This is a genomic window from Euryhalocaulis caribicus (assembly GCF_000412185.1).
Taxonomy (GTDB): domain Bacteria; phylum Pseudomonadota; class Alphaproteobacteria; order Caulobacterales; family Maricaulaceae; genus Euryhalocaulis; species Euryhalocaulis caribicus.
On record NZ_ASJA01000013.1, the window covers coordinates 63,918 to 89,366 of the forward strand.

Annotated in this window: 28 protein-coding genes and 1 tRNA gene; 9 read left to right on the plus strand and 20 right to left on the minus strand. The window is 65.4% G+C overall.

Annotated elements, in window-relative coordinates; genetic code table 11:
* Nucleotides 1–116 precede the first annotated feature (116 nt).
* Nucleotides 117–1,094: an NAD(P)H-quinone oxidoreductase gene (locus L338_RS11405; RefSeq protein WP_022698519.1), complete on the minus strand. Its 978-nt coding sequence runs from the start codon at nucleotides 1,092–1,094 to the stop codon at nucleotides 117–119.
* Between the two features lie 94 nt (nucleotides 1,095–1,188).
* On the opposite strand from L338_RS11405, the gene L338_RS11410 reads away from it, so the two are divergent.
* Entirely contained in the window at nucleotides 1,189–1,374 is a 186-nt protein-coding gene (locus tag L338_RS11410) for a DUF1192 domain-containing protein (RefSeq protein ID WP_022698520.1), read from the plus strand.
* A gap of 121 nt (nucleotides 1,375–1,495) precedes the next feature.
* Nucleotides 1,496–2,017: a protease adaptor protein RcdA gene (rcdA, locus tag L338_RS11415; protein WP_027068485.1), complete on the plus strand. Its 522-nt coding sequence runs from the start codon at nucleotides 1,496–1,498 to the stop codon at nucleotides 2,015–2,017.
* A 19-nt stretch (nucleotides 2,018–2,036) separates the two neighbouring features.
* On the opposite strand, the gene rpmE is transcribed toward rcdA, so the two are convergent.
* Nucleotides 2,037–2,258: a 50S ribosomal protein L31 gene (gene rpmE, locus L338_RS11420; RefSeq protein WP_022698522.1), complete on the minus strand. Its 222-nt coding sequence runs from the start codon at nucleotides 2,256–2,258 to the stop codon at nucleotides 2,037–2,039.
* A 108-nt stretch (nucleotides 2,259–2,366) separates the two neighbouring features.
* A complete protein-coding gene (locus tag L338_RS11425) occupies nucleotides 2,367–4,577 on the minus strand; it encodes a PBP1A family penicillin-binding protein (RefSeq protein WP_022698523.1) in 2,211 nt (736 codons plus the stop codon).
* Nucleotides 4,578–4,592: 15 nt separating this feature from the next.
* Here L338_RS11425 and L338_RS16645 point away from each other — a divergent pair, with 15 nt between their 5' ends.
* Together L338_RS16645 and L338_RS11435 are read left to right on the plus strand one after the other, a co-directional pair.
* Nucleotides 4,593–4,973 (plus strand): peptidoglycan-binding domain-containing protein, encoded by a 381-nt coding sequence (locus L338_RS16645; protein ID WP_022698524.1) that lies wholly within the window; start codon nucleotides 4,593–4,595, stop codon nucleotides 4,971–4,973.
* Between the two features lie 109 nt (nucleotides 4,974–5,082).
* Complete coding sequence (locus L338_RS11435; protein ID WP_152485883.1) at nucleotides 5,083–5,340, plus strand: hypothetical protein; 258 nt, start codon at nucleotides 5,083–5,085, stop codon at nucleotides 5,338–5,340.
* A gap of 7 nt (nucleotides 5,341–5,347) precedes the next feature.
* On the opposite strand, the gene L338_RS11440 is transcribed toward L338_RS11435, so the two are convergent.
* The 4 genes from L338_RS11440 to efp form a co-directional block, all read right to left on the minus strand.
* Nucleotides 5,348–6,337: a peptidoglycan -binding protein gene (locus tag L338_RS11440; protein ID WP_022698526.1), complete on the minus strand. Its 990-nt coding sequence runs from the start codon at nucleotides 6,335–6,337 to the stop codon at nucleotides 5,348–5,350.
* Nucleotides 6,334–7,410, minus strand: coding sequence for a hypothetical protein (locus L338_RS11445; RefSeq protein ID WP_022698527.1), 1,077 nt, complete (start codon nucleotides 7,408–7,410; stop codon nucleotides 6,334–6,336). The genes L338_RS11440 and L338_RS11445 overlap by 4 nt, the downstream gene beginning before the upstream one ends.
* 94 nt (nucleotides 7,411–7,504) lie before the next feature.
* Entirely contained in the window at nucleotides 7,505–8,299 is a 795-nt protein-coding gene (locus tag L338_RS11450) for an inositol monophosphatase family protein (RefSeq protein WP_022698528.1), read from the minus strand.
* Between the two features lie 4 nt (nucleotides 8,300–8,303).
* Entirely contained in the window at nucleotides 8,304–8,870 is a 567-nt protein-coding gene (gene efp / locus L338_RS11455) for an elongation factor P (RefSeq protein ID WP_022698529.1), read from the minus strand.
* A 131-nt stretch (nucleotides 8,871–9,001) separates the two neighbouring features.
* Here efp and L338_RS11460 point away from each other — a divergent pair.
* Nucleotides 9,002–9,088 (plus strand) — tRNA-Leu (locus tag L338_RS11460).
* Nucleotides 9,089–9,162: 74 nt separating this feature from the next.
* Nucleotides 9,163–9,702 (plus strand): GNAT family N-acetyltransferase, encoded by a 540-nt coding sequence (locus tag L338_RS11465; protein ID WP_027068486.1) that lies wholly within the window; start codon nucleotides 9,163–9,165, stop codon nucleotides 9,700–9,702.
* Here L338_RS11465 and L338_RS11470 read toward each other — a convergent pair.
* From L338_RS11470 to L338_RS11500, 7 genes are all read right to left on the minus strand, one after another.
* Nucleotides 9,699–10,610: a lysylphosphatidylglycerol synthase transmembrane domain-containing protein gene (locus L338_RS11470; RefSeq protein ID WP_022698531.1), complete on the minus strand. Its 912-nt coding sequence runs from the start codon at nucleotides 10,608–10,610 to the stop codon at nucleotides 9,699–9,701. The genes L338_RS11465 and L338_RS11470 overlap by 4 nt on opposite strands.
* Nucleotides 10,607–11,434, minus strand: a complete 828-nt coding sequence (locus L338_RS16650) for a sulfotransferase family protein (protein ID WP_022698532.1) — start codon at nucleotides 11,432–11,434, stop codon at nucleotides 10,607–10,609. The genes L338_RS11470 and L338_RS16650 overlap by 4 nt, the downstream gene beginning before the upstream one ends.
* Entirely contained in the window at nucleotides 11,431–13,590 is a 2,160-nt protein-coding gene (locus L338_RS11480) for a hypothetical protein (RefSeq protein ID WP_022698533.1), read from the minus strand. Before L338_RS11480 ends, L338_RS16650 begins: the two co-directional genes overlap by 4 nt.
* Before the next feature lie 54 nt (nucleotides 13,591–13,644).
* Entirely contained in the window at nucleotides 13,645–14,355 is a 711-nt protein-coding gene (locus tag L338_RS11485) for a class I SAM-dependent methyltransferase (RefSeq protein WP_022698534.1), read from the minus strand.
* The gene (locus L338_RS11490; RefSeq protein ID WP_022698535.1) at nucleotides 14,352–15,284 is read right to left on the minus strand and encodes a glycosyltransferase family 2 protein; all 933 of its coding nucleotides are present in this window, start codon (nucleotides 15,282–15,284) and stop codon (nucleotides 14,352–14,354) included. The genes L338_RS11485 and L338_RS11490 overlap by 4 nt, the downstream gene beginning before the upstream one ends.
* 103 nt (nucleotides 15,285–15,387) lie before the next feature.
* Entirely contained in the window at nucleotides 15,388–16,047 is a 660-nt protein-coding gene (locus tag L338_RS11495) for a tetratricopeptide repeat protein (RefSeq protein ID WP_022698536.1), read from the minus strand.
* Between the two features lie 46 nt (nucleotides 16,048–16,093).
* Nucleotides 16,094–16,861 (minus strand): alpha/beta fold hydrolase, encoded by a 768-nt coding sequence (locus tag L338_RS11500; protein ID WP_022698537.1) that lies wholly within the window; start codon nucleotides 16,859–16,861, stop codon nucleotides 16,094–16,096.
* Nucleotides 16,862–16,960: 99 nt separating this feature from the next.
* On the opposite strand from L338_RS11500, the gene L338_RS11505 reads away from it, so the two are divergent.
* From L338_RS11505 to infC, 3 genes are all read left to right on the plus strand, one after another.
* Nucleotides 16,961–18,100, plus strand: a complete 1,140-nt coding sequence (locus L338_RS11505) for a glycosyltransferase family 4 protein (RefSeq protein ID WP_022698538.1) — start codon at nucleotides 16,961–16,963, stop codon at nucleotides 18,098–18,100.
* Entirely contained in the window at nucleotides 18,090–19,076 is a 987-nt protein-coding gene (locus L338_RS11510) for a glycosyltransferase family 9 protein (RefSeq protein WP_022698539.1), read from the plus strand. Before L338_RS11505 ends, L338_RS11510 begins: the two co-directional genes overlap by 11 nt.
* A gap of 99 nt (nucleotides 19,077–19,175) precedes the next feature.
* Nucleotides 19,176–19,715, plus strand: a complete 540-nt coding sequence (infC, locus tag L338_RS11515) for a translation initiation factor IF-3 (protein WP_027068488.1) — start codon at nucleotides 19,176–19,178, stop codon at nucleotides 19,713–19,715.
* A 59-nt stretch (nucleotides 19,716–19,774) separates the two neighbouring features.
* Here infC and L338_RS11520 read toward each other — a convergent pair whose 3' ends face one another.
* The 6 genes from L338_RS11520 to L338_RS11545 all read right to left on the minus strand — a co-directional run bounded on the left by L338_RS11520 (nucleotide 19,775) and on the right by L338_RS11545 (nucleotide 25,401).
* The gene (locus L338_RS11520; protein WP_022698541.1) at nucleotides 19,775–20,254 is read right to left on the minus strand and encodes a DUF4396 domain-containing protein; all 480 of its coding nucleotides are present in this window, start codon (nucleotides 20,252–20,254) and stop codon (nucleotides 19,775–19,777) included.
* A gap of 85 nt (nucleotides 20,255–20,339) precedes the next feature.
* Nucleotides 20,340–21,554 carry a permease gene (locus L338_RS11525; protein WP_027068489.1) on the minus strand — a complete coding sequence of 405 codons (1,215 nt, stop codon included), beginning with the start codon at nucleotides 21,552–21,554 and terminating at the stop codon, nucleotides 20,340–20,342.
* Between the two features lie 8 nt (nucleotides 21,555–21,562).
* Entirely contained in the window at nucleotides 21,563–22,306 is a 744-nt protein-coding gene (locus tag L338_RS11530; RefSeq protein WP_022698543.1) for a PepSY domain-containing protein, read from the minus strand.
* Nucleotides 22,263–22,763 carry a DUF411 domain-containing protein gene (locus L338_RS11535; protein ID WP_022698544.1) on the minus strand — a complete coding sequence of 167 codons (501 nt, stop codon included), beginning with the start codon at nucleotides 22,761–22,763 and terminating at the stop codon, nucleotides 22,263–22,265. The genes L338_RS11530 and L338_RS11535 overlap by 44 nt, the downstream gene beginning before the upstream one ends.
* Before the next feature lie 14 nt (nucleotides 22,764–22,777).
* A complete protein-coding gene (locus L338_RS11540; protein WP_022698545.1) occupies nucleotides 22,778–23,521 on the minus strand; it encodes a copper resistance protein B in 744 nt (247 codons plus the stop codon).
* Complete coding sequence (locus tag L338_RS11545; protein WP_022698546.1) at nucleotides 23,521–25,401, minus strand: copper resistance system multicopper oxidase; 1,881 nt, start codon at nucleotides 25,399–25,401, stop codon at nucleotides 23,521–23,523. The genes L338_RS11540 and L338_RS11545 overlap by 1 nt, the downstream gene beginning before the upstream one ends.
* Nucleotides 25,402–25,449 lie beyond the last annotated feature (48 nt).

A 25,449-nucleotide genomic window follows, 5' to 3' on the forward strand; every position in this document is an offset into this window, starting at 1 on the left:
CGGTCGTCCGCCGCCCCGGCCGTGGAGCGAGCGCGTTGAAAACGGCTCAGCTGCAACGCGGACGGTGCGTCTTAACAGGCACCATATAGGCGAGCGCCGCGCGTTTGAAAACACCTTCACACTGTCAGCAGGATCTTTCCGGCGTGATCGGCGCTGTCGATGCGTTCATGGGCCTTTACGGCCTCTTCCAGCGGGAAGACGCTGTCGATTACCGGTTTAAGCTTGCCCCCCGCGATCAGCGGCCAGGCATGGTCGCGCACCTGCCCCGCGATGCGCGCCTTTTCCTCCGCCGGGCGGGCGCGCAGGGTGGAGCCGGTGAGGGTCAGCCGCTTGAGCATCAGACGCATCAGGTCGAGCTGGACTTGCGAGCCGTTCAGATAGGCGATCTGCACGCAGCGGCCGTCCATGTTCAGAAGGTCGAGATTTTTCTGAACATAGTCGCCGCCGACCATGTCCAGCACCACGTCCGCGCCGCCGGCCTCCTTGACGATCTCCGCGAAGTCTTCTTCGCGATAATTGATCCCGCGCTCGGCCCCCAGGGTTTCGCACAGCGCCGCCTTGTCCGGCGTGCCGGCGGTGGCGAACACGCGCGCCCCGCGCGCCGCGGCCATCTGGATGGCCGTCGTGCCGATCCCGCTCGCCCCGCCATGCACCAGCAGGGTTTCGCCCTCCTTCAGGGCGCCGCGCTCGAACACATTGGTCCAGACGGTGAAACAGGTTTCGGGAAGCCCCGCCGCCTCCTGCAGGGTCAGGCCGTCAGGGACGGGCAGGACGCTGCCGGCGTCGGCGAGGGCGTATTCGGCGTAGCCCCCGCCGCCCAGCAGGGCGACCACGGCGTCGTCCTCTGAGAAGCCCTCCACGCCTTCGCCGAGGGATGCGATACGGCCGGAGACTTCCAGGCCCAGAATATCGGTGGCGCCGGGCGGGGGCGGATAGAAGCCCATGCGCTGTATCACGTCGGGGCGGTTCACCCCGGCGGCGGCGACGCGGATCAGGACCTGTCCCGGTCCGGGGCGGGGGATTTCGCGGGATTCGAGAACCAGCGCCTCCGGCCCCCCGGGCTCCGGCGCTGTGACCGCGCGCATCGATTCCATAATCAAGACTCCGAAAAACCTGCCTGATCCGCTACAATGACGGTTTCGCGACGCGCCGGAAAGGCGCGCGGGTGAAGCTTGAGGAGGAGAGGCCATGTTCGACGATCTGGAGCCTGCGAAACCGGCTGGCGCGGTGCTGGGGGAAGACCTTTCCCGACTCTCCTGCGAGGAACTGGAAGAGCGGCTGGGCGCGCTGGACCAGGAAAAGGACCGCGTCAGCGCGGAGCTGAAGTCCAAGCGCGCGGGGCGCGACGCGGCGGATTCGATTTTCGCCCGATAGGGGTATGGCCCGGGCGTTGCTAGGGACGTTACAAGTTCGCCGCCTTCGGGGCGGAAATCTGTAACGCTCCGCATGAATGGGGGAGCGCGGCCTGATGAGGGCTGCGCGCAATCTTGTAAATATGACCGAACCGGCGATTGACCCGCTTGATGATTCCACGAATGCCCGCGCGCGCCGCGTGCGGGATTTTGCTTCCTCTGAAATGTTCTCCCGCGCCTTCGAGGAAGGCATGAACCTAGTCGAAGAGACCGCCGCCTATCTGGACGGGCCGGGCCGCGAGGAATCGCGCCAGCTGTCCCGCGCCGGGGCGGTGGCCTATGCCAGCGAGAGCATGCGCCTGACCACGCGCCTTATGCAGGTGGCCTCATGGCTGCTGGTGCAGCGGTCCGTGCGGGAAGGGGAGATGACGCCGGAAACCGCGGCGCAGGAGAAATTCCGCCTGGCGGAAGAGGCGAAAGGGCGGGCTGGCGCGGAGGATCATGAGATTCCGGCGCGGCTGAAAGATCTTCTGGCGCGGTCGCGCAAGATCTATGAGCGCTCACAGCGCATCGACCAGGGCCTCTACAAGACCCTGAAGTCAGCCAATCCGGTTGGAAAACAGGTCGACCGGCTGCGCGAGGCGTTTGAAGCGCGCCGGCCCTGACCAAAGCAAATGGCGTTGCTTAAACGCCGAAGCCCTTGAACTTGTCCTTGAAGCGGGAAACGCGGCCGCCGCGGTCCATCAGCTTCTGGTCGCCGCCGGTCCAGGCCGGGTGCGTCTTGGTGTCGATGTCCAGCTTCAGGACATCGCCCTCTTTGCCGTAGGTCGAGCGCGTCTGATAGGTCGATCCGTCCGTCATCTCGACGGTGATCATGTGGTAATCGGGATGAATATCCTTTTTCATCGCACGCGCTCTTTCAGCCAAGGTTGTGGAGCCCTTGCGGCCCCGTTCAATAGGAAGGCGGGCGATATATAGCCTATTCGTCCGGGCGTAAAGCCGCGGCGCTGCGCTTTACTCCCCCCAGACGCCGCGTCCGGCGCGCCTGGCCTTGCGTTCGGCGTCCTTCAAGAGGCCCGGCGCGTCGTCCGCCGCCTTGCCGCCGCCATTGAAGATCACCGCTTCGGAAAGGTCCACGCCGCCCGCCTCGCACCGCCAGGCTTCCAGCCGCGCGGGGCGGCAGACAACCTCGCCATTGCCGCGATTATCGATATAGGCGCCCATATTGGCGGCATAGGGATCGCCCAGACCGTCCACGCCTTCCAGCCGCACGATCTGGCCCTCCACGCGCAGCGTTCCGGTGTCCAGCACCTCCGCCGCGCCGGCCAGCGGCTGCGAGGAGCCGCGTTCGCGCACCACCGGCACGGCGCCGGAGCGGGCCCTGGTCATGAAGGCTTTCCAGGTGCGGGCTGGCAAGCCGCCGCCGGTCACTTTCGCCTCCATCGGCGAATTGTCGTCATTGCCCATCCAGACGCCGACCACCATGCCGTCGGCAAACCCGATGAACCACGCATCGCGGTAATCCGAAGTGGTGCCGGTTTTCCCATAGACGCGCGCGCCGGGAATCTGCGCGGCGCGCCCCGTGCCGCTGGCGACCACGGAGCCGAGCAGAGTCAGCGCTTGATTGCGCGGCCACGCCGCCTGATCGGCATCGCCCACGGGGGGCGAGAACACCGCGCCGCCGGGCGCGGCGGCCAGGCTGGCGGCGCCGGAGAAGCGCTGTTCCTGATTGGCGGCGATCACGGTGATCATGTGCGGCGAGACGCGCTCCCGGTCCGCGGCGACCGCGGCATAGGCCGATGTCAGCTCCAGCAGGGTCGCCTCGCGCGCGCCCAGCGCCAGGGAGGGTTCGGGCTGCAGCGGGCCCTGCAGGCCCAGACGGCGGGCGACGCGAATGACATTCTCCCGTCCCACCGCCTCCTGCACGCGCACGGCGGCTGCGTTGTAGGAATTGGCGAAGGCCTGACGGATCGTCACCCGGCCATGGAAGTCGCCGCCATAGTTTTGCGGTTCATAGCCTTCGATATTGATCGGGGCGTCGTCGATGGCCGATTCCGGCGTAAAGCCCTGTTGCAGGGCCGTCAGATAGACAAACAGCTTGAAGGTGGAGCCGGGCTGGCGTTCGGCCTGCGCCGCGCGGTTGAAGGCGCTGGCGGTGTAGTCGCGCCCGCCTGTCATGGCCAGGATCGCGCCGTCATAGCTCATCGCCACCAGCGCGGCCTGATCGGGGCCGCCTTCGCCGGCGTTTTCCAGCGCCTCGTCGATGGTCTGGTCGGCCAGGATTTGCAGGCGGGGGTCCAGCGTGGTCTCGACGCGGAAATCACCGCCCGTGCCGCCGATCAGCACCCGCGCCTCGGAGGCGGCATAGTCGGCGGCGTAGCCATAGACCGGCGCTTCGGCCGGCGGGCGGGCCAGATGCGCAGGCTCTCCGCGGGCGGCTTCCGCCTCTTCGGCGCTGATCGCGCCGGCATCGACCATGGCGCCCAGCGCGACGTCCGCGCGCTGCACGGCGGCGTCATAGGAATGCAGGGGCGAATTGCGGGACGGCGACTGTATCAGCCCGGCCAGCATGGCGGATTCGGACAGCGTCAGGTCGGCCGCGTTCTTGCCGAAATAGCGTTTGGACGCGGCCTGCACGCCATAGGCGCCGCCGCCCAGATAGACGTTGTTCAGATAGCGCTCCAGGATCTCGTCCTTGGACAGCCGGGCTTCCAGCCACAGCGTGATGACCGCTTCCTGCGACTTGCGGGCGAAAGTGCGGTCAGCGGAGAGATAGGAAATCTTGGCCAGTTGCTGGGTAATGGTGGAGCCGCCCTGTTCGACCCCGCCTTCCTGCACATTCACCCACAGCGCGCGCGTGATGCCGCGCGTATCGATGCCGCCATGGGCGTAGAAGCGGCGGTCCTCCATGGCCAGAACGGCGTCGAGGAGATGCTCGGGAAAAGCCTCCAGATCGATATAATCGCCGCGCGAGACGCCGCGCGTGGCGACGATCGCGCCATTATTGGCGGCGATGTCATAGGCGGCTTCGGAGGCCGGGCGGCCGTCGCCGGGCGGGGGCAGCGTCCACAGAACGGCCAGCGCGACAATGGCGAACGCCGCGATGGCGGTGAACGCCGCGCCCAGCGCAATCAGTCCGCGCCTTATTGCCGCCGTCCGCGAACGGTTCGATGATGGCGTCTGGTCATCGCGCCCGTTTGGGCGTTCAATCTGAGTGTCGTTCATCTGGAGGTTCGGTCCATGATCCGCGTTTCCCTAAGTCTGGCCCTGCCCGCCGCCCTGTTACTCGCCGCCTGCGAAACCTACGCCCCGCCCGCCCCCGGCGCCACGCCCTACGGGACGGTTTCCGGCGGCCAGCAGGGCGAAGGCCCCGCGGCTGAAAGCACGATCCTTGAAATTCAGCAACGCTTGAACAGCCAGGGCTATGACGCCGGCCCGGAAGACGGAATCATGGGGCCGCGCACGCGCACCGCCATTCAGGCCTACCAGGCCGATCACGCCCTTGTGCCGGACGGGGTCCCTGACGAAGACCTGATCCAGCGCCTGCGCGCCGGGGTTGGCGAACGCCGCTCGGGCGAGCCCGCGGCCGATGATGGCGGCTGGGTCGATCCCAGCGTCTGAAACAAAATGTGACGATCCGCCGCGCTTCCATTTTCCAGGCGCGCGCACCAAATACTCCGCACCCGCTGACGCCCGCAGAGGCGCGCAGGGGGAAATGGAGATTGCATCAATGAACGAGAAAGCCTCGCGCGCGCTTCTGGCCGCCCCGCTTCTGGGCGCGGTTATCGTCGCGCTTTTCATATATCCGGTGTCAGCGGCCCCCATGGAAATGATGGTCTGGGCCTTTGCCGGCATGCTGCACCTGCCCTTGCTGATTGAACGCACCGCAGAGGCGCTGGTTCTGGCCGTCGCGCTGATCCCCACCGCATGGCTGGCCATGCGGGCGTATCGCGCGGAAACCCGCATGGCGGCGGGCCTCGAACCGTAAAAGCGGCTCATCGGCTGGTCAGCTTCAGCTCTATCCGGCGATTGCGGGAATAGGCCGCTTCGCTGTCGCCGCGCGCGATGGGATGGTGTTCCCCGAACCCGGCCGCCACAAGGCGGTCGGCCGGAACGCCCTGATCGGTGAAATAATTCACCACGGAAATCGCCCGCGCCGCCGACAAGTGCCAGTTGGAGGGGAATTGCGCGGTATTGATCGCGCGTTCGTCCGTATGCCCGTCAACGCGGATGACCCAGTTGATGTCGTCGGGAATGTCGCCGGAGATTTCGTTGATGGCGTCGGCGATTTCCGCCAGTTGCTGCTGGCCTGCCGGTTTCAGTTCGTCAGAGGCTGAATCGAACAGCACGTCCGTCTCGAACACGAAGCGGTCGCCGACGACGCGGACATCGGTGCGGCCCTCCAGCGCCTGCATCAGCTTTTCAAAAAACTCGGAGCGATAGGCGGCCAGCCGGGCCACTTCAGAGGCCAGCGCCTGATTGAGGCGTTTGCCGAGATTGGCGATTTCCGCCTTCTGCTCGGCGTCGCGCTCCTCGGCGGCCTGTAGCGAGGCTTCCAGGCGGCGCAGCTGTTCATTCAGGGCTGCAATCTGCTGGTTCAGGATCGCCAGCTCGTTCGCCTGTTCCTCGGTCAGTTCCTCCGCATCCTCAAGATCGGCGGCCAGCCCCGCGCCGCGGGACAGGGCGGCGGTCAGCGCCTCTTCCTTCTCCTCCAGCGTCGCCTGCAATGTGGAAAGGCGCGCGGTCAGGTCCGCGTTTTCGTCTTCGGCCAGCGCCAGCTGGTCGGCCAGCTGGGCGATCTGGGAGGTCAGGCGGGAGACTTCCTCGTCCCGGTCGTTCAGGGCCTGGCTGAGCGCGAATTGCGCCAGCACGAACAGCGAAAGCAGGAAGATGATGACAAGCAGGAGCGTCGCCAGGGCGTCGACGAAGCCCGGCCAGTAATCGCCCGTATCCGCGCGGGCGCGGATGGAGCGGGGGCCGCTCACGCCTCGCGATCCTCGATGGCGTCGCGCGCGGCGCGTTTCACCGCCGCTTCGTCGCCGGATGCGGCGGCGGCCAGCACGCGGGCCACCATGCGCAATTCAGCCTTCAGTTCGCGCGTCGTCTGCTGGCGGCCGCGTTCGGCTTCGTCCGCGATGCGCTCAAGCGCGCGCTCCTGACGGCTCAGCCGGTCGTCCAGCGCCCGGATCAGGCCCGCGGTTTCGGTGGATCCGCCGCCTTGGGATTGCAGCGCGCGGCTCAGTTCCTCGACATTGTCGGACATGCGCTCGATCAACGCGCCCAGATAAGGGTTCGCGCCGCCATCGCCTTCGGATTCGATAGACGGGCCGCCGGAGCCCAGCCGCGTATAGGCGGCCAGCCATTCCTCGACCTCGTTATAGAAACGGTTCTGCGCCTGGCTGGCCTGCAGGTCCAGAAAGCCAAGGATCAGCGACCCGGCAAGGCCGAACAGGGAGGAGGCAAAGGCCGTGCCCATGCCTTGCACCGGTTCGCGCAAAGCCGCCATCATGGCGACGACATCGGCCTGTGACCCGGTCGTGGATTCCGAAAGCGCGGAGACGGCATCGCCCACGGCGCCGACCGTCTTAAGAAGGCCGTAGAACGTGCCGAGCAGGCCCAGAAAGATCAGCAGACGTCCGGCGTAACGGGTGATTTCGCCCGCTTCCGCTACGCGCGCCCCGACCGAATCCAGAATGGCGCGGGACGAGGCGGAAGACAGCGCCAGCCGTCCGCGCTGCTCCGACAGCAGGGCGTGCATGGGGGCGATCAGGGTGGGCGGACGGCCAATCCGCTCAGACCCGCCCTCCTTCTCGAACTTGCGAATCCAGTTGGCCGCCGGCTGCACCGAGAAGACCTGCTGGAAGACATAGACCACGCCGATCAGGAAGACCGCGACGATCAGGCCGTTAATGGCCGCATTGGCCATGAAGGCGTCGGCCAGGAAAGGGAAGAGCAGCGCCGCGCCGACCGCCACGATGCCCACGAACACGATCATGCGCGCGGCGTATCGGGCCGATCCGGTGAAATTGGGCGCGTAACGCCGGTCCATGGAAGCCATGCGCGTCTCCGTCTTGAAACATGCGGGGCGCGCATGGCGCGCGCCCTTCTAACGGGCTAGGCGCTCATTAAGACCATTTTTCGGCGCCCGGCGGCTAGCCCGCCGCTTGTAATCGCTTGGAAAGCAATTTCAGGACCGGCTCGTTCCCGACGATGATGTTGCCGGTATAAACCGGGTCCCCGCCCGTATCGAGATCGCGAACGAAACCGCCCGCTTCACGCACCAGCAACTGGCCCGCGGCGATGTCCCACGGTTTCAGCCCGCGCTCCCAGAACGCCTCGTAGCGGCCGGCGGCCACATAGGCCAGATCCAGCGCGGCGGAGCCAAAACGGCGCACGCCGGCGACATGCGGCGAGATCTCGAACAGCTCTTTCAGGAATTTCGCGTGGCCCGGCTTGCCGTGGAAGGGAATGCCGGTGGCGATGACGGATTCTTCCAGCGTCTTGCGGGAGGAAACCCGGATGCGGCGTTCGTTCAAAAACGCGCCCTTGCCCTTTTCGGCGGAGAAGAACTCGTCCTTGGCAACGTCATAGACCACGCCCGCCACGATCACGCCGTCGCGCTCCAGCGCGATGGAGACCGCGAAATGGGGCAGGGCGTGCATGAAGTTCAGCGTGCCGTCCAGCGGATCGACAATCCAGCGATGCGACTTGTCGCTGCCCGTCACCTCGCCGCGCTCTTCCATCAGGAAGCCATAGCCGGGACGCAGCTCGCTCAGCGCCTCGAAGATCTTCTCCTCGGCCTTGCGGTCGGCGGCGGTGACGAAATCGGCCGGTCCCTTTCTGGAAACCTGCAGGTTTTCCACCTCGCCGAAGTCGCGGGCCAGCCCGCGGCCCGCCTTGCGCGCCGCGTCGCCCATCATCTGGATCAGGTTTGAAACGCGCGCCATGGCTCTATTCGGCGCGCTTGACGTAGGACGCGTCTTCGGTCGCCACCACGATCTTTTCGCCAATGCCGACAAAAGGCGGCACCTGGGTGCGGATATCGTTCTCCAGCATGGCCGGTTTGAAGCTGTTGGCCGCCGTCTGGCCCTTCACCACCGGCTCGGTCTCCATGACTTCCATGGTGACGTGCTGGGGCAGGGCGAAGCCGATCGGCTTGTCCTCGTGAAACTCCACCATCACCTGCATGCCTTCCTGAAGGAAGCGGGCCTTGTCCTCGCCCACGAAATCCACTTGCAGCTCGATCTGCTCGTAGGATTCCAGGTTCATGAAGGTCAGCATCTCGCCGCTGGCGAACAGGAACTGGTGGTCGCGCTGTTCCAGACGCACGCGCTCGACCGACTCGGTGGCGCGGAAGCGCTCGTTCATCTTCGATCCGTTGAGAAGATTTTTCAGCTCGACCTGCGCGAACGCGCCGCCCTTTCCGGGCTTCACATGGTCGGTCTTCACCGCCACCCACAGCGAATCGGCGTGCTGGATGACGTTTCCGGGTTTGATTTCGTTGCCGTTGATCTTCATCGAAGTCGTGTTTCCTGCGTGAATTCTGTGCGCGGCCCTAGCCCAGACTGCGCATTCCTTCAATAGCGCCGCACCGCAGCGTTGACGCCGGGCTCAGCCTTCATTATGTCAGCCGCCTTCCGAGCACACCTGCCCAGGTGGCGGAATTGGTAGACGCGCTAGCTTCAGGTGCTAGTGACCGTATGGTCGTGGAGGTTCAAGTCCTCTCCTGGGCACCACTCTCATCGAAAACATATATTGCTCGCTCCCGTCAGGCTTTGCCAATCGGGGCGGAGACGATATGCGTCTGGGCATGACTGACCGCTCCATTCCCTTCGACATCCCCACAATCGAAACCGACCGCCTGATCCTGCGCGCGCATACGCTCGATGATTTCGAGGATTGCGCGGCGATGTGGGGGGACGAGACGGTGACGCGGCATATTGGCGGCCGGCCCTTTGCGCCCGGCGACGTGTGGGCGCGCCTGCTGCGCTATACCGGGCACTGGGCGCATCTGGGGTACGGCTTCTGGGCGATCGAGGACCGGGAGAGCGGCAAGTTCGCCGGGGAGTGCGGCTTTGCCGATTTCAAGCGCGATCTTGTTCCCTCGCTGGACGGGATGCCGGAGATCGGCTGGGCGCTGGCGGTGTGGGCGCAGGGCCGCGGCGTGGCGACCGAGGCGATCCGGGCCGCGGTGGAATGGGGCGATGCGCATTTCGATGCGGGCACGCGCACATCCTGCATGATCGACCCGGACAATCTGGCTTCGATCCGCGTGGCGGAGAAATGCGGCTATGAGGAATTTGCCCGCACCGAATATCGCGGGACGCCGACAATCCTCTATCGCCGCTAGGTTTCGGGTTCGCCGCCGCTTTTGTTCAGGCGGGTGAACAGGATCCACAGACCCCCGCAGGCGGCCATAAGCAGGCGCATCAGATAGATGCTGGCGGCGATGGCGAAGGCCTGGTCCACGGACGCGCCCGCGCCTTGGTAGAGCACCACGCCGGTCACCTCGGTCGGGGTTACGCCCAGCAGCGAAATCGGAATCATGGCGGTGACGGCGGAGGCGGCGAAGGCGAAGGCCACGCCCAGCGCGTCCGTTACGCCCTGAAGCTGTCCGGCCAGGATCGCGGTGATCACCAGGAAGCTGGACGAGGCGAAGGAAAAGCCCAGCATCCCCGCCACCTGTTTCGCCGTCAGTTCCGACAGCGCGCTCAGAAGCTGCGCCAGCCGGGCGCGCAGGGGGCGGGCGAAGATCAGCGCGAAGATCACGGTGATGACCGCCAGCGCGATGACAATGACCAGCCAGACCGGCACGGCGGGCAGATGCGGGCGGTCGGCGACGCCCAGAACCACCGCAATCGTGCCCACGCTGATCAGTCCGGCGAACCGGTCCAGGATGACGGAGGCGCTGACCCGGGCGACATTCAGTCCCGTCGCTGTGCGGATCGTGGCGGCGCGATAGACCTCCGCCCCGGCGCCCAGCGGCAGAAAGAAATAGAAAAACAGCGACTGGATATTGGCGCGCAGCGCGACGCCATAGCTGATATGGCCGCCCAGTCCCGCCAGCACATAGCGCCAGCGGGCCGCGCCCAGCGCCAGCGCGGTGAAAAAGGTCGGCGCCAGCAACAGGCTTTTCCAGTGCAGCACGTCGGACAGCAGGTCGCCGCGCGCCCAGGCCAGCAGGCCCAGCAGGCCGGCGGAGACGGCCAGGAAGATCAGCTCCGCCCAGAGCGGGATTTTTACGCCCTTTACGCTCACGGCTCGGCCCGCCAGCTTCGGGGCAGGGGGCGGCCGGTCAGCATCTCGATCGTGTCATATTCGCGGGAAAAGAATTCATGGGCGAAACGGCGGGCCTCCACGCTGCCCGGGTCGGATTCGGCCTTGCGGTAGATCAGGCGCGTGAAGGCGGGATGGGTGCTGACCCGGCCCACCAGTTCGGCCAGACCCGCCTGCCGCAGCGCCTGCCCGCCCGCGTAAAGTATGCGGGTGAGGGCGGGATTGCGGGCGGCGCGCGCGCCCCAGACTTCCTTGTCGATCACTTCTGGCGTGAAATGCGCCGCGCCGATGAAATCGCAGATCTTGTCCAGAAAGCCCTGCGGGTTCTGGCGCAGCTCCGCATGGAAGCTGACCTGGATTTGCTGGCGCGGGAAATGGTCGAAGATGCGCTTCAGCGCCGGGGCGTAGAGATGCGCCTCCAGCGTCGCCGCATCGGTCAGCCATTCATCGGCGGTGTCGACGTCCTCGCCCAGCGAAATGCGTTGCTGGCGCCATGACAGCAGACGTTTGACCGGCTCGCGCAGCGTGATGAGGATTTTTGTCGAGGGATCATAGGCCGCGATGCGGGCCGCGGCCTCCGGGTGGAAGAGATATTCCGGGCTGAGATCGCCCGTCACCGCGCCGTCGGGCGCGCCGGAAAACTGCTTCTCGTACCAGTCCTCGCCCAGCTTGTAGTGCTTGTCGAAGAATTGCAGCTCCTTGCCAGGGGGCAGGTAGATTCCGGGGTGTTCGGACAGCGCCGCGTGCAGCCAGGTGGACCCGGCCTTGGGCGCGCCGGCATGGATGAACGCGGGCGGCCGGTTCATCGCGCGCGGCCCGCGCGGTTTCGGCCATTCTCTTTCAGGCAGGCCTCGAAACCCTCCGTCAGGGGTTCGGCGTTGTTCTTGAGCCGGTAGATTGAGGTCATGCCGTAGGCCCGGTTGGGATAGCTTTCAATCAAGCGGTAGCGCGGATCGTTGCGAATGGCGAATTCGCGGTCCTCGCGCGCGTGCGCGATCACGAACAACACATCCTCGCCAAACACGACCTGGTCGTTGAAAGCGTGCATCAGGGTCGGGCGCAGGGACCGCCGGTAAAGTTCTGGCGTATTCTCGTAGACATGGTCGATGCAGAGGCGGGCGTCGACATATTTCCGGGTGACGATGACGTCATAGATGTCGCGGTCGAAATCCCAGTTGAACAGGACATTGGAATCGAGCGTGTTGTAGCCGCTCTTGTAAACCTTGCGGATGAAGGTCGGGTAGAAGAGCGGGTAGATGTGGCCGCGGGAGCCCAGCTCCAGCAGGCTTGCGCCCTGAAACTTGTTCAGATGATCCACCATGCCCGGCGTGATGCCGGGATTGATCCGCGCCGCCTGCGCCATGCGGTCCGGGAAATAGGGGATCAGGCGTTCCACGGTCTGCCATCCCCGGCTCTGGCCGCCCATGACGAACCAGCCGGTCATGCCGATGAACGCCACGGCCAGGCCCGTAAACAGCACCGCGCGTAGCCAGGCGCGGGCGGGCGTCAGAACCGCCGCCAGAGTGGCCAGCAGGGCCGGCCAGACCAGCTGGTAGCGCGCCAGCGAGGAAAAGTCCGGCGTTGCCTTGTTGAGAAGCTGCACGCCCCACTGGGAGGCCAGGACGTAATTCACGATCAGCGCCGCGCCGAACAGCGACGCCCAGAGACGCAGGCCCGGAACCCCGGCGCCGCTGCGGCGCCAGCGCCACGCGGCGGCGGCCAGCAGGACCAGGGCCACGGCCAGAAGGACCGGCGACATATAGCCCAGACCGGAGCTGTTCGCCCCGCCGATATCGGCCAGCGGCGGCAGAGCCAGCAACATGGCGGGAAGCAGCATAATGACGCGGAACAGCGCGGTCAGCGGAGACGCGCCGCCCTCGATGACCGCTTTTCTGTAGAAATCCTCAGGGGGCCGCTGACCGGCCTGCAGATCGATGGGGAAATCATACGGGTAGAGCGGGTTTCCGAACTCGAGGAAATTATACCCGTAGACCCACCCGCCAATCAGCAGCGCAATCAGGCCCGCCCCCACAGCGCGCGCGAAGACGGGCCAGAGCGGCGCGGCGTCCTTCCGCGCCCGCCACAGCGCAAGGCCGAACCAGAGCGCCAGCGCCAGCGGGGCGGAAACAATGCCGAAGGACTTTGCCCCCAGCGCCAGCCCGGCGGCGAGGCCGATGGCCAGCCAGACGCGGCCGAACCCCTCGCGTCCGGTGAAGGCCAGATAGAAGGTCAGCAGGCTGGCCGACCAGAACAGGACGTCCACGGCCTCGTTCATGCCCTGAATGAAGACCGGCGCGACGGCGGCCGAGCAAAGCGCCAGAACAATGCCCGCATCCCGCCGCGCCCCGCAGGCCGCGGCGATCAGATAGACCGTGGCGGGCCAGAGCAGGAAAACGGTCAGAACTGGAAACAGGCCGCTATAGAAATCGGTGCGGGTCAGAACCAGCGGCCAGCCCCAAAGAAGACTCATCACGTGAGGGAAGTGGTTCACCCGGTAGTCGGCGCCGGTGATCTGGGTGATGCGCCCTTCGGCGTGCCAGTGCGCGACCGCGGCCAGATGGTAGCGCAGCGCGTCCGGCACGTCCGGCGGGGCCAGGACATGGGCGGTAAATATCCAGACCGCCAGCGCGGCCCAGACCGCCAGAAACGCCCAGACGATCGGCTTTGTCGCCCAGGAATCGGACAGCGCCGGCGGAATGGGGCGCGAAAAGCAGCGGCGCGCGGCAAAACAGGCAGCCAGGCCCAGCGCAGCGGCGAGAAATGTTCCAAGGGTCAGGGATAGCGGCGTGTAGGCGACCCGCCCGGCAATCTCCGACATCACGACGATTACCGCAGCCGCGGACATCACGCCGCCCGCGATCCAGGCAGAGGCGCGTCGCGGCCGGGTCAGGGCGGTCAGACCGCCTGCCGCGATCAGCGCCAGAACGATATTCAGCGCCAGTAGCTGCGGGGAATGGCTCATAGGGCCGCTTCCGTCATCCTAAGCCCCTTTTTCCGCTTCGGGCCGTGTCATGGGTCAGGCCGGTTTCCGCGCCCGGACCCATACATTCTTGCCAAACCATCGCTTGGTCACGCGGTGCAAGGCGCGGCTGACCGGAAAGGCGAGCGTGTCGAACAAAGCCACGCTGCGGTCGGAGATTTCGCCGGAATCCGATCCGATGAATTTGTGAGCCAGCGCGGCGAAGAACCCGACCGGGTCGGCATAGCCGCTGTCCTGAATGGCGAACCCGGCCGCTTCAACGCGCTTGCTCAGCACGGAAAGCGTATAGCGGCGGTGATGGCCGACAAGCCGGTCCATGGAGCCATAGAGCATCTGATAGGCGGGCACATAGATGAACAGGGTGCCGCCCGGGGCGACGCGCTCGAACAGATCGCGCAGCGCGGCCACGTCATCCTCGATATGTTCCAGCACGTTCAGCGTATAGATATACGGGCGGGAGGCCGGGCCGATTCCGGAAAGGTCCGGGGCGGTCTCGAACCCCTCGCGTTTCAGACGCTCCCGCAGGGCGGTGTCAGGCTCCACGCAGGTCACTGTCAGTCCGTGCGAGGCCGTGCGGCGGGCAAACTCGCCGCCGCCGGCGCCGAAATCCAGCGCGGTTTCCGCACCGCCGGATGCGTTGATCACCATGTTTTCGAGGAAGGCGTTATAGCGTTTGGCGACCGCCATCACTTCCAGATTGGACGCGCCGACATAGCCTTCGTCATCGCTCGGGCTGGGTTCGCTCATTGGTCGTCTCCGGGGGCGGCGTGGCGCAGATAGGCCAGGCGCTTCATCTCCCGCCGGCCTTGCGTGACTGTGGAAAGGATCAGGCCGGTCGCCAGCGAAATCACCCCGACCATAACCAGCCCGGTGGCCAGCACCGCGGTGCCGACAAACGGGAACAGGCCGGTATTGAGAAATTCGATCAGGCGCGGCGTGGCGATGACCAGCGCCAGCAGGACCAGCCCCAGCGCCACCAGCGAAAAGAAGGGCAGCGGGCGCTCGTCCTTCACAAGGGTCAGGATCTTCGCGCCGATGCGGGCCCCGTCACGGAAGGTGGAAAGCTTGGATTCGGTGCCTTCGGCGCGCTCGCTATAGGCCGTGTCATGGTCGGCCATGGGCAGTTGAAGCTCCAGCGCGTGCACGGTCAGCTCGGTCTCGATCTCAAAGCCGCGGGACAGCGCCGGGAAGGATTTGACGAAGCGGCGCGACATGACGCGATAGCCCGAAAGCATGTCCTTGGCGCGGTCGCCGAAAATCATCCGCACCATGCCGGTCAGCATCCGGTTCCCGAAGCGGTGACCGGGGCGGTAGGCCTCTTTCTGGTCGGAAATCCGCACGCCGGTAATCAGGTCCAGATTCTCGTTCTGCAGGCGGGCGGCCATGGCCGGGGCGGCAGCGGCCTCATAGGTGTCATCGGCGTCGCAAAGAATGAAAATATCGGCGTCGATATCGGCGAACATGCGCCGCACGACATGGCCCTTGCCCTGTTGCGGCTCTGTCCGGACGATGGCGCCGGCGGCGCGCGCCGCCTCTATCGTGCCGTCCCTGGAATTATTGTCATAGACATAGATGGCCGCGTCCGGCAGCGCCGCGCGGAAATCGCCGACCACCTTGGCGATTGCGCCTTCTTCATCATAGGCCGGCAGCAAGACCGCCACGCGTTCGCGCCCCATCGCGTTCCATCCCCTTGAAAGCTAGCGACCGTAATCGAAAAATTGCTCGCGGTGTCTTAGCGGCCCTGCGCGCGGCGCGAAAGCCGCCGCCGCACGGCGCGACCTACCAGTCCGGAATTTCGCCCGTGCGCCGCGTCTCGCGAATATTGCCCAGCACAAGACGCGCATCGATGTTTTCCGGGTCGGCGTCTATGGCGGCCATCGCGTCCGCTTCCGCGGCGTTGATCTCGCCCTGATAAAGCCGGGCCTCGGCCCGCAGCGTCAGGGCCAGCGCGTCGCCGTCGCGCGCATCCAGCGCCGCGCTTAGATCGCTTTCAGCCTCGGCATATTCATCCAGCATGGCCAGCGCGCGGGCGCGGTCGATCAGCAGGTCCGGATTGCCCGGCTGGAACTTCAGCGCGCCATCCAGCGCGCGGCGCGCCTCCGACGGGGCTTCGGCCAGCAGATAAGCGTTGCCCGCCTGGCTGAGCATTTCCGCCTTGGCGACTTCCGGCGCGGGGGTCGAGGAATGGCCGATGGCCTCCAGCCGCTCCGCCGCCTCGCGCGTTTCGCCCAGCGCCAGCAGCGATACGGCCACGCAATGGCGGGCCGGCAGGCCGCCGCCCTCCATGCGCCAGGCCAGCGCGTCCTCATAGGCGTTGTCTGGATCGTCCTGCGCCTTTTTCAGGCAGGATTCGTAGCGCGTCTGGCGCGCCTCGTCGCCGGCGCTCTGGGCAAAGGCCGCGCCTGACAAAAGGCAAAGTGGAAGTAGAAACCGGATCATTGCTTGTCCCCTGCCGCGCCTGACGCGCCCGTTGCCAGAAGCCATATCATTCCGCGCGTTCAGCGGCGAGAGCGCGCACTGTCTGTTTTAAACGGTGCAGATCGGCCTCGCGGGACAGGCGGTGGTCGCCGTCCTTGATCAGCGAAAACACCACGTCGCCGCTTTCCAGCTCCTCGACCAGCCGGAAGGCGTGACGCCAGGGGACGTCCGGGTCCTGCATGCCCTGCAGGATGCGGACAGGCGCGGTGACGCCGATGCCGCCCTTGCCCAGCAGGCAGTGCTGCGCGCCGTCCTCCAGAAGGGTTTTCGTGATCGGGCTGGGATCGTAGCCATAATCTGAAGGCTGCATCCAGACGCCTTTTTCCGCGATCTCCGCCAGCGCCTCCTCCGGCAATTCCGGCTTCATCAACGCCTCCGTGAAATCGGGCGCGGGCGCGATGAGAACCAGACCCGCGACGCGGTCCGGGCGCGCCAGCGCGGTCAGCAGGGCGGTCCAGCCGCCCATGGACGATCCGACAAGGATCTGCGGACCTTGGGTGAGATGATCGAGAACGGCGATGGAATCGGCGGCCCAGTCGCCGATCTTCCCGTCCGCGAATTCTCCGGATGATGCGCCATGTCCGGAATAATCAAACCGGATGAAGGCGCGGCGGTCCTCAATCGCCATGTCGTGCAGCGTGGTCGCCTTGCCGCCCTCCATGTCGGAGCGGAACCCGCCCAGCCAGACAAGACCGGGACCTGAACCCGGGCTGCGGCGAAAGGCCAGGCGCGGTCCGTGCGGCGCGTCGAAATATTCGGGTCGGGTTTCAGTCATCGTCAGCAGCTTAAATCAGGGTGAAACAGCGTCCCCGCCGTGATAGGCGTCTGGCCGCGCGCTTGTCGAGGCGCGGCGAGAAGGATCACCCGGCGAACCATGCGCGTATTGCAGGTCATACCAGAGCTTGAGGCCGGCGGCGCGGAACGCACGACCATCGAGATTGCAGAGGCGCTGACCGCCGCCGGCGGCGCCGCGCCGGTGGCCAGCCGCGGCGGGCGCATGGTGGCGGAGCTGGAGGCGGCCGGGGGGAGCTGGATCGAGATGCCGGTCCATTCCAAGAACCCGTTTGTCGCCTACGCCAATGTGAAGCGGCTGACAGACGCGATGGCAGCGCACGAGGCGCAGATCATCCATGCGCGCTCCCGCGCCCCGGCCTGGAGCGCCCTGCTGGCGGCGCGGCGGGCAAAAAAGCTTTTCATCACGACCTATCACGGGACCTACAAGGCGCGTTCCGCGCTGAAGCGTTTCTATAATTCGGTGATGGCGCGCGGCGATATCGTCATCGCCAATTCCGGTTTCATCCGCGATTACATTCTCAGCCAGCATGAGGTTGCGCCGGAGCGCGTGCGCGTCGTGCCGCGCGGCGTCGATATAAGCCGGTATGACGCCGCGAATGTGGAGCCGGGACGGATCAGCGCGTTCCGCGAAGCCTGCGGGCTACCGCCCTATGACCGCCGGCCGCTGATTCTGCTGCCCGCGCGTCTGACCCGCTGGAAGGGACAGGTGGAAGCGATCCGCGCGCTGGCCGCGCTGGACAGTCAGGCGGTGCTGGCGCTGGCCGGCGACGCGCAGGGGCGGGAGGCCTATGTAGGCGAGCTGAAGACGCTGGCGGCGGAGACGGGCGTGGCCGGGCGCGTTGTATTTGCCGGACATGTCCATGACATGCCTGCCGCCTATGGCGCGGCCGATCTGGTCATCACCCCGTCCGTTGAACCTGAAGCCTTTGGCCGAACCGCGGCGGAGGCGCAGGCGATGGGGCGGCGTGTGATTGCGGCCGACCATGGCGGCGCGCGCGAGGTGGTGATTCCGGGCGAGACGGGGTGGCTGTCGCCGCCGGGCGATATAGATGCGCTTGCAAAGACAATGGAAGCCGCGCTTTCCCTGCCTGAATCGCGCGCCTTCGCTATGGGCGAGGCCGCGTCGGCGCGCATCCGCGCGGAATATTCGACACAGGCGCTGCAACGCGCGACATTGAACCTCTATCAGGAACTCTTAAAGTCCGACCATGACCGCTAAGCCCGCCCCGGAGAAAATACTGATCTGCCTTCCCGGCAGTCTCGACGCGCTGGTCAGCGCGATGGCGCCGGCGGCGGCCATCCGCCGCCATCATCCGCGCGCGCGGATCGAGGCGTTTGCCCCCGAAGCGCATGTGAAGCTTCTTGAACCGTCTTCGGATTTCGACACGGTGGAGGCGGAGCCGGAAATCGACGGGCTGAAACAGATTCCCGCCTACGTGCAGCGCATCCGGCGCGGCAATTACAATATCGTCTATGACCTGCGCACCTCGCCCAAGGCGGCGCGCTATGTCAGCGCCGCGCGCGCCTTCGCCGGGCGCTGGGTCGGCCCGATCGGGCTGGAGAAATCCTCTGCCCCGGACGGGCATCTGGTCACCCATTACGGCATGGCGCTGCGCGAGGCGGGCCTGAACGTGAACCCGTCCGCCTTGGTGCCGGACATGCGCTGGATCCTGAAACTGCGCCGCACGACGCGCACGCTTGAGCCGGCCTATTTCGGGCTGGGCGAGAATTACGTGCTGATGATTCCGGGGCTGCGGCCGGGCGCGGCCAATCCCTGGGAGGTCTCCAACTGGTCCGCGCTGGCGCGGGAGCTTCTGGCCAATGGCGTGGGCGTCACGGTCGCCGGCTCCAAGGCGGATGCGGCGCTGGCCAACGAGATTTGCCGCAACGCCGATGGCGCGCGCAGCCTGGCCGGGCGGACCGACCTGCTGCGTATCGCGGCGCTGGCCGCGCAGTCCCGCGCGGTGTTCACGCCCCTGAATGCGCTATCCTATCTGGCGGCGGGCGCCGGCGGGCCGACTGTCGTGCTGTTCGGCCGCAAGGACCCGCCCAGCAAGGCCGCCGCGCCGCGCGGTCCGGGCGGGGTTATTTCCCTCAATCCGACCACCACCAGCTTGGTGACTCTGGAGGATGCGCTGCAGGCGGCGCGCGTTCTCGACGCCTTTGGCGGCGCCAAGACCCGTGAGTCCGCTTGATTGCAAGGCTTTCCATCGCCATAACACTGTGCTGCGCGCGGAACGCGTTTCGCGCGGCGATGTTTTTATGACTGACAGAAATCATTACGGAGAAGACGCATAGCCCGCCGACCCGCACCCCAGACCCCTCCCAAGAAGGATGGGCCCCGCATCAATGACGATATTCGCGCCGCACGCGTCCTGCTGATTGACGCCGAAGGCGAAAAGCAGGGCGAAATGCCCGTAGACGCGGCCTTGGACGCCGCCCGGGAGGCCGGGCTGGACCTGGTCGAGGTTTCGCCGAACGCCGAAGTTCCGGTCGTGAAAATCCTCGATTACGGCAAGCTGAAATACCAGGAACAGAAAAAAAAGGCCGAGGCGCGCAAGAAGCAGAAGACGCAGGACGTCAAGGAAATCAAGATGCGCCCCAACATCGACACCCATGATTATGAGGTGAAGACGCGGGCGATGACGCGCTTCTTCGAGGAAGGCGACAAGGTGAAGGTCACCGTGCGCTTCCGCGGCCGTGAAATGGCGCACCAGGATCGCGGCATGGTTCTGATGAAACGGGTTCAGGACCAGTTCAACGAGGTCGCGAAGGTGGAATTCCACCCGAAACTGGAAGGCCGCCAGATGATCATGATCATGGCGCCGCGCTAGGGCGCGTTTGCCTGATAAGAATGAGAAAAGCCGGGGCGGTCCGCCCCGGCTTTTTCATGTCAGTGGCATTTCTTCAGGCCGCGATTGAGCAGCCAGTAATTGATCGGCCAGGCCGCCAGGAAACCGGCGGGAACGGCCACGGCGACGCCCAGCCAGAACTGCCAGTGGAAAACCGATCCGGCCTGCATGCCGCCCACCGCATAATCCGCGGCGTTCATCGCGATTTCCATCACGCCGATGGATATGACCTCCCCCACCCAGATCAGCTGCAGGGCGCGCCAGAACGTGACGCCCTCCCGGCGCATGACGGGGACAAGGCCCAGCGTAAACCCGGAAAGATAGGCCAGCGCGGTCGCCAGCCCGATCGTCGCCCAGACGCCAAGCCCGATGCTGACCCCGATCATCAGGCCGGCGACTTCCCCAATCACGCACCCTGTCAGGCAGTGCAGCGTCGCTTGCGCGGCCGTGACAATTTTCGAGCCGCCATGCGGGCCATGTCCGCCCGTGGTCTCGCATCCGGAATGATCTGCCGCCGTCATCGGGAAAGTCCTTTGCCCTGTCTCAATCTATATACCCCATTGGGGTATATATGAGGAGCCCTCCAGGCCGGTTCAAGCGGCCCGGTCAGCCGATCAGCGGCGGAACCAGCAGGCCCAGCCCCAGCCAGCCAAAAGCGGCGAGGGCGAGGACGAACAGGATCCGCTCCGACCACTGGCCGCCGGTCAGCGCGCCAAACCCGGCCGTGCGCCATTTCCAGAGCAGGAAGACCGCGCTCACCGCCGCGAAGGCGATATTGAGGAACATCGTGTAATCGACGGAAAAGAAGTCCCTGTCCGTCACGCTCTGCGCAGAGGCGGAGTCCGGCAACAGCCCGAGCGCGGCAAAGCCGTAATGCAGGACCAGCGCGGTCGCGATGAGGATAGCCAGGAATACGCCCAGTATGTAGAGCGCCATTCTCCATCCGTAATATTTCGCCTGTATCCGCAGCACCGGGAAAACCACCAGGTCACTGAAAATGAACGCCATGATCCCGGCGAAGCTCACTCCATTGCCAAACAGGACCGCGGCCAGCGGAATATTCCCCATCGACCCGATGAAGGTGAAAAACGCGGCGACAGGGCCGATCAGCGTATGGACAAGAATCTGCCAGAAGGCGGGATCCTGTCCCTGCCCGGAGCCGACGAACAGCGCCTGGAAGAAGCTTTTGGGCACGAAGGCTGCGATGATTCCGGCGACGGTGAAGCCCACCGTCACGTCCTTCCACACCATGCCCCATTCCATGACATAGCGGTTGGCGACCTTGCGCCAGCCCTCGGCGCTCCGGATCAGCGTCTTCCAGTCGGGAATATCGGAGTCGTCTTCGCCGCTTTCCTGTTCGCGGGCGGTTTCCCGCGCCTTTTCGACCAGTTTTTTCGGGAAGGTCAGACGGACCAGAAGCCACATCAGCAGGATCAGCAGCACGCCGCCGGCATATTCGCCCACCACGAATTGCCAGCCAAGAAACACCGCGATGACGATGCCCAGCTCCACCACCAGATTGGTGGAGGCCAGCAGGAAGGCGAGCGAGGGGATCAGCCCGGCGCCCTTCGTGAACAGAGCCCGCGTGGTGGAGAGCGCCGCGAAAGAACAGGAGCTGGAGATGAAGCCGAAAAACGCGCCCAGCCCGACGCTCTTCGCCCCGGTCTCGCCCATGCTCTGTTTCATTCGCTCCCGGGTCACGAAGACCTGGATCATGGACGAGATCAGATAGCCCAGCCCGAACGCCCAGAACGCCATCCAGAACAGGCCCGCCGTGGTGACGGCGGACTGATGCCAGGTTTCGAGGAATCCATTGGTCATAAAGCCTCTCAGCCCTGGCTGGCGGCGGACATCGCCCGCCGTCTCCGGCGGCGGACCCATTCGGGCTTCAGGATGCGGTAAAAGATCAGGACAAGCCCGCTGATCGAAACGGCCAGCCCAAGGCCGGAGGCCAGCTTGACCAGCCAGTTATTGAAATTGTCCCGCCCCTGATAATCCATGATGTGGAGCATCCAGGCGACGTCATAGATGCGCCAGAGCCGGGTGCGCACGGTCTCCACATCCCCCGTAACCGGGTTCATGTAGAGCCGGGTGGCGGCGCTGTCGTCGAACTCCACCTGCCAGACGGGGGTATAGTTTCGCCACTCGATGGGCGCTTCGGTCAGAAGGCGCGCGGACGCCACCGCCGCGTCCCCGCGATAAGCCCCGCGCGCAAGGTCACGGATCGCGGCCTCGTCCAGCGGCGCCGCTTCAGCCCCGGTGCGGGCGTCGATCAGCCTCGCGCTCGTGGCGCCTTCGACGCGGTAGAGCATCCGGCCGGCGGACGGGCGCAGGGTTATCGATCTGGCTTCCCCCTGATAGGCGGCAAGGATCTCGCCGGGCGGGATGATTCCTTGCGTGCTGATAGCGCCAGAATAGCCCCGCTCGGCGCGGTCCTCGCCCCGCACGGTCTCGATATCATAGAGCACCATCACCAGGCCGCTGGCGACCCAGAGCGTGACCTGTATGCCGATCGCCAGTCCGATCCATTTATGGATCCAGGTGAAGAATTTCTGACGCTTGATGGCGCTCATGCGTTTCCCCTCTTTCGTACCGGCCCGGTTTCTCGATTTCGGCGAACACGCCGCCATCGCCGCCGATTGTCATGATCTTGAACGGGGCGGCCTTGATCCCGCCCATGCCGGGGGAGCCCAGCGGCATGCCCGGCAGGGAGACGCCGATGATGTCGGGTTCTTCGGCCAGCAATTTCTCGATGGCCTCGACCGGAACGTGACCCTCGACCACATAGCCTTTCACCAGAAGCGTGTGGCAGCCCTGAAGGGCGGGCGGAATCTGATGCTTCTCCTTGATCGCGGCCAGTTTCTCCGGCGGCGTTTCGACGACGGTCACGTCAAAGCCGTTCTCTCGCAGATATTCCGCGTGGCCCGTGCAGCAGCCGCAGAACGGATCCTTGTACATGGTCGCCGACTGCGCGACGGCGGTCAGGGGAAGCAGCAACGCCGCGGCAAGCAGAATAATGAAGCGTTTCATTGTCATATCCTTGTCTAGTACCAGAGCCGCACGCCGATAACGGCGGAAACGGCGTCTTCCTTCTCGCCCAGCCCCCGCGCAATGGAGGCCGTCTCGCCCAGCGTCCGCGACCACGAAACGCCGATATAAGGCGCGATTTCGCGCTTGATCTCATAACGCAGGCGAACCCCGGTCTCGAGTTCCGTGAAGCCCGCGCCCAGATCGCGGTCCGCGACATCCTGAAAGGCGAAGCCCGTCTCTATCCGGGGTTGCAGGATCAGGCGCTGGGTCAGAAGAAGGTCGTATTCCCCCTCGAAGGATGCGGTGAAATCGCCTTCCTCGCTGAGATAGCCTTCCAGATCGACCTCGAACCAGTAGGGCGCGAGGCCCTGAAGCCCGATCTGCGCATAGGTGCGGGAATCAGGCTCGATGTCCTGCCGTATGCCGGCCTGAACATCGAAATAGGGGCTGATGGCGCGGCCATAGAGAAGCTCGATCTCCGCGGCCTCCGTCTCTCCGTCGATCAGGGTCTCGCCCTCCGTTTCGACCCAGACGCGATTATAATCGCCGCCATACCAGGCCGATCCGTCCCAGACGAAAACCTCATCGCCATTGCCGGACTGCCATTCCAGCCGGTCGGCCAGGATCATGTATTGCGGCTCTCCGCCCATTTCGTGCCGGACATCGCCGCGGCTTTCGCTGTGACCGCCGCCGCTCTGGGCGAACGCCGTCAGGGGCGCGAGGGCGCAGGCGAGCGCCAGTTGCATGGTCCGCGTCATTACAGAACCTCCCCGTGATCGCCATGTTTCGAATGAGAACCGGGATGGCCGGGCGCCACATCTTCAGCCACCCGGACCACGCGCATCATGCCCGCCTCCATGTGGTAGAGAAGATGGCAGTGGAAGGCCCAGTCGCCGGGCTCGTCGGCGGTGATCAACATGGATCGTTTCGTACCCGGTTCGACGTTTACGACATGCTTCAGCGGCCGCCGGGCCGCCCCGGTCTCCAGCTCCACGAACATGCCGTGCAAATGGATCGGGTGCGCCATCATGGTGTCGTTCACCAGCGTCAGGCGAAGCCGCTCGCCATAGCGGAACAGGATGGGGCCATCGACTTCGTTGAACTTCACGCCGTCGAACGACCACATATAGCGTTCCATATTGCTGGTCAGGTGCAGCTCAACCTCCCGCGCCGGCGGGCGGGGATCCTTGTTGGGGCCAAGATTTTCAAGCTGTGAATAGGTCAGCACCCGCCAGCCGTCATTGCCCAGCCCGTTGCCCGGATCGTCCAGCCGCTCCTGCGGGTTCATCGCCTCCATGGCGACGGCGGGACCCCCGGGGTGGTTATGGGCGGCGTCCATCATGTCCATGCCGCTCATATCGTCCATGGCCATGCCGCCTCCGGCGCCGGCTGCGCCCTCCTGCATCTTCATGCCGCCCATATCGTGGCCGGAATGATCCATGCCGGACATGTCATGACCGGAATGGTCCATGCCGGATTTCATCTTTTCGCCGGGTTTCGCGGCGGCCATGCCGCCCATCGCGCCGTGGCTCATGCCGCCCATACCCATGTCCTGCATGGTCAGCAGGAAGGGCTCGCGCAGGGCCGGAACTTCCGCGCGCATACCGGCGCGCGGGGCCAGCGTGCCGCGGGCATAGCCTGAGCGATCCATGGATTCGGCGAAGATCGTATAGGCCCGGTCCTCGCGCGGCTCGACCATCACGTCATAGGTTTCGGCGACCGAGATACGGAATTCATCGGTCTCGACAGGGCTGACATTCTGGCCGTCCGTGCCCACGACCGTCATGGGAAGGCCGGGGATGCGCACGTCGAAATAGCTCATGGCCGAGCCGTTGATGAAGCGCAGCCGCACCCGCTCTCCAGGATTGAACAGTCCGGTCCAGTTCGCATCCGGCCCCGTCCCGTTCATCAGATAAGTGTAGGTGGCGCCGGTCACGTCTGCGATGTCGGTGCGCATCATGCGCATCTCCGCCCACATCTTGCGGTCGGAAATCGCCTGCCCCAGCCCCTTGTCGCGCACGTCGTTCAGAAAGTCGCCGACCGTGCGCTTGTTGTAATTGTAGTAGTCGGAGTGCTTCTTCAGCTTTGCGAAGATCCGCTCCGGATCCTCGAAGCTCCAGTCCGACAGCATGACGATATATTCCCGGTCATAGGCGACCGGGTCCGGCTCCGCCGGGTCGATGATGATCGGCCCGTAAACGCCGGTCTGTTCCTGAAACCGGGAATGGGAGTGGTACCAGTAGGTGCCGCTCTGACGCACCGGATAGCGGTAGGTGAAGGTCTCGCCCGGCGCGATCCCGTCAAACGTCACGCCGGGCACGCCGTCCTGGTCATTGGGCAGCAGCAGGCCATGCCAGTGGAGGGACGAAGTATCGGCAAGCCGGTTGGTGACGCGCAGCGTCACGTCCTTGCCCTCCTGAAACCGCAATAACGGGCCAGGAATGCCGCCATTGATGGTGGTGGCGACGGCGCGCCGCCCGCCCAGCTCGAACGGCGTCTCGGCGATGGTAAGGTCGAAGGCCTGTTGCGCGCCCGATTGAAGGGATGCGGCGCGCGCCCAGGCCGGGACCAGTTGCGATGCGCCAAGGGCGGCCGCGCCGCCTGCGGCGCTTTGCAGGAATTGTCGTCTGGAAAACATGTCTGATCACTCCTTCACGGGCGAAAACGCCCGAAACGATCCGGTCAA

What these genes read in the sequence shown, in the direction of transcription:
- L338_RS11405 (WP_022698519.1), bottom strand. Translation starts at nt 1,094, where the DNA reads ATGGAATCGATGCGCGCGGTCACAGCGCCGGAGCCCGGGGGGCCGGAG.
- L338_RS11410 (WP_022698520.1), top strand. Translation starts at nt 1,189, where the DNA reads ATGTTCGACGATCTGGAGCCTGCGAAACCGGCTGGCGCGGTGCTGGGG.
- rcdA (WP_027068485.1), top strand. Translation starts at nt 1,496, where the DNA reads ATGACCGAACCGGCGATTGACCCGCTTGATGATTCCACGAATGCCCGC.
- rpmE (WP_022698522.1), bottom strand. Translation starts at nt 2,258, where the DNA reads ATGAAAAAGGATATTCATCCCGATTACCACATGATCACCGTCGAGATG.
- L338_RS11425 (WP_022698523.1), bottom strand. Translation starts at nt 4,577, where the DNA reads ATGAACGACACTCAGATTGAACGCCCAAACGGGCGCGATGACCAGACG.
- L338_RS16645 (WP_022698524.1), top strand. Translation starts at nt 4,593, where the DNA reads ATGATCCGCGTTTCCCTAAGTCTGGCCCTGCCCGCCGCCCTGTTACTC.
- L338_RS11435 (WP_152485883.1), top strand. Translation starts at nt 5,083, where the DNA reads ATGAACGAGAAAGCCTCGCGCGCGCTTCTGGCCGCCCCGCTTCTGGGC.
- L338_RS11445 (WP_022698527.1), bottom strand. Translation starts at nt 7,410, where the DNA reads ATGGCTTCCATGGACCGGCGTTACGCGCCCAATTTCACCGGATCGGCC.
- L338_RS11450 (WP_022698528.1), bottom strand. Translation starts at nt 8,299, where the DNA reads ATGGCGCGCGTTTCAAACCTGATCCAGATGATGGGCGACGCGGCGCGC.
- efp (WP_022698529.1), bottom strand. Translation starts at nt 8,870, where the DNA reads ATGAAGATCAACGGCAACGAAATCAAACCCGGAAACGTCATCCAGCAC.
- L338_RS11465 (WP_027068486.1), top strand. Translation starts at nt 9,163, where the DNA reads ATGACTGACCGCTCCATTCCCTTCGACATCCCCACAATCGAAACCGAC.
- L338_RS16650 (WP_022698532.1), bottom strand. Translation starts at nt 11,434, where the DNA reads ATGAACCGGCCGCCCGCGTTCATCCATGCCGGCGCGCCCAAGGCCGGG.
- L338_RS11480 (WP_022698533.1), bottom strand. Translation starts at nt 13,590, where the DNA reads ATGAGCCATTCCCCGCAGCTACTGGCGCTGAATATCGTTCTGGCGCTG.
- L338_RS11485 (WP_022698534.1), bottom strand. Translation starts at nt 14,355, where the DNA reads ATGAGCGAACCCAGCCCGAGCGATGACGAAGGCTATGTCGGCGCGTCC.
- L338_RS11490 (WP_022698535.1), bottom strand. Translation starts at nt 15,284, where the DNA reads ATGGGGCGCGAACGCGTGGCGGTCTTGCTGCCGGCCTATGATGAAGAA.
- L338_RS11495 (WP_022698536.1), bottom strand. Translation starts at nt 16,047, where the DNA reads ATGATCCGGTTTCTACTTCCACTTTGCCTTTTGTCAGGCGCGGCCTTT.
- L338_RS11500 (WP_022698537.1), bottom strand. Translation starts at nt 16,861, where the DNA reads ATGACTGAAACCCGACCCGAATATTTCGACGCGCCGCACGGACCGCGC.
- L338_RS11505 (WP_022698538.1), top strand. Translation starts at nt 16,961, where the DNA reads ATGCGCGTATTGCAGGTCATACCAGAGCTTGAGGCCGGCGGCGCGGAA.
- L338_RS11510 (WP_022698539.1), top strand. Translation starts at nt 18,090, where the DNA reads ATGACCGCTAAGCCCGCCCCGGAGAAAATACTGATCTGCCTTCCCGGC.
- L338_RS11520 (WP_022698541.1), bottom strand. Translation starts at nt 20,254, where the DNA reads ATGACGGCGGCAGATCATTCCGGATGCGAGACCACGGGCGGACATGGC.
- L338_RS11525 (WP_027068489.1), bottom strand. Translation starts at nt 21,554, where the DNA reads ATGACCAATGGATTCCTCGAAACCTGGCATCAGTCCGCCGTCACCACG.
- L338_RS11530 (WP_022698543.1), bottom strand. Translation starts at nt 22,306, where the DNA reads ATGAGCGCCATCAAGCGTCAGAAATTCTTCACCTGGATCCATAAATGG.
- L338_RS11535 (WP_022698544.1), bottom strand. Translation starts at nt 22,763, where the DNA reads ATGAAACGCTTCATTATTCTGCTTGCCGCGGCGTTGCTGCTTCCCCTG.
- L338_RS11540 (WP_022698545.1), bottom strand. Translation starts at nt 23,521, where the DNA reads ATGACGCGGACCATGCAACTGGCGCTCGCCTGCGCCCTCGCGCCCCTG.
- L338_RS11545 (WP_022698546.1), bottom strand. Translation starts at nt 25,401, where the DNA reads ATGTTTTCCAGACGACAATTCCTGCAAAGCGCCGCAGGCGGCGCGGCC.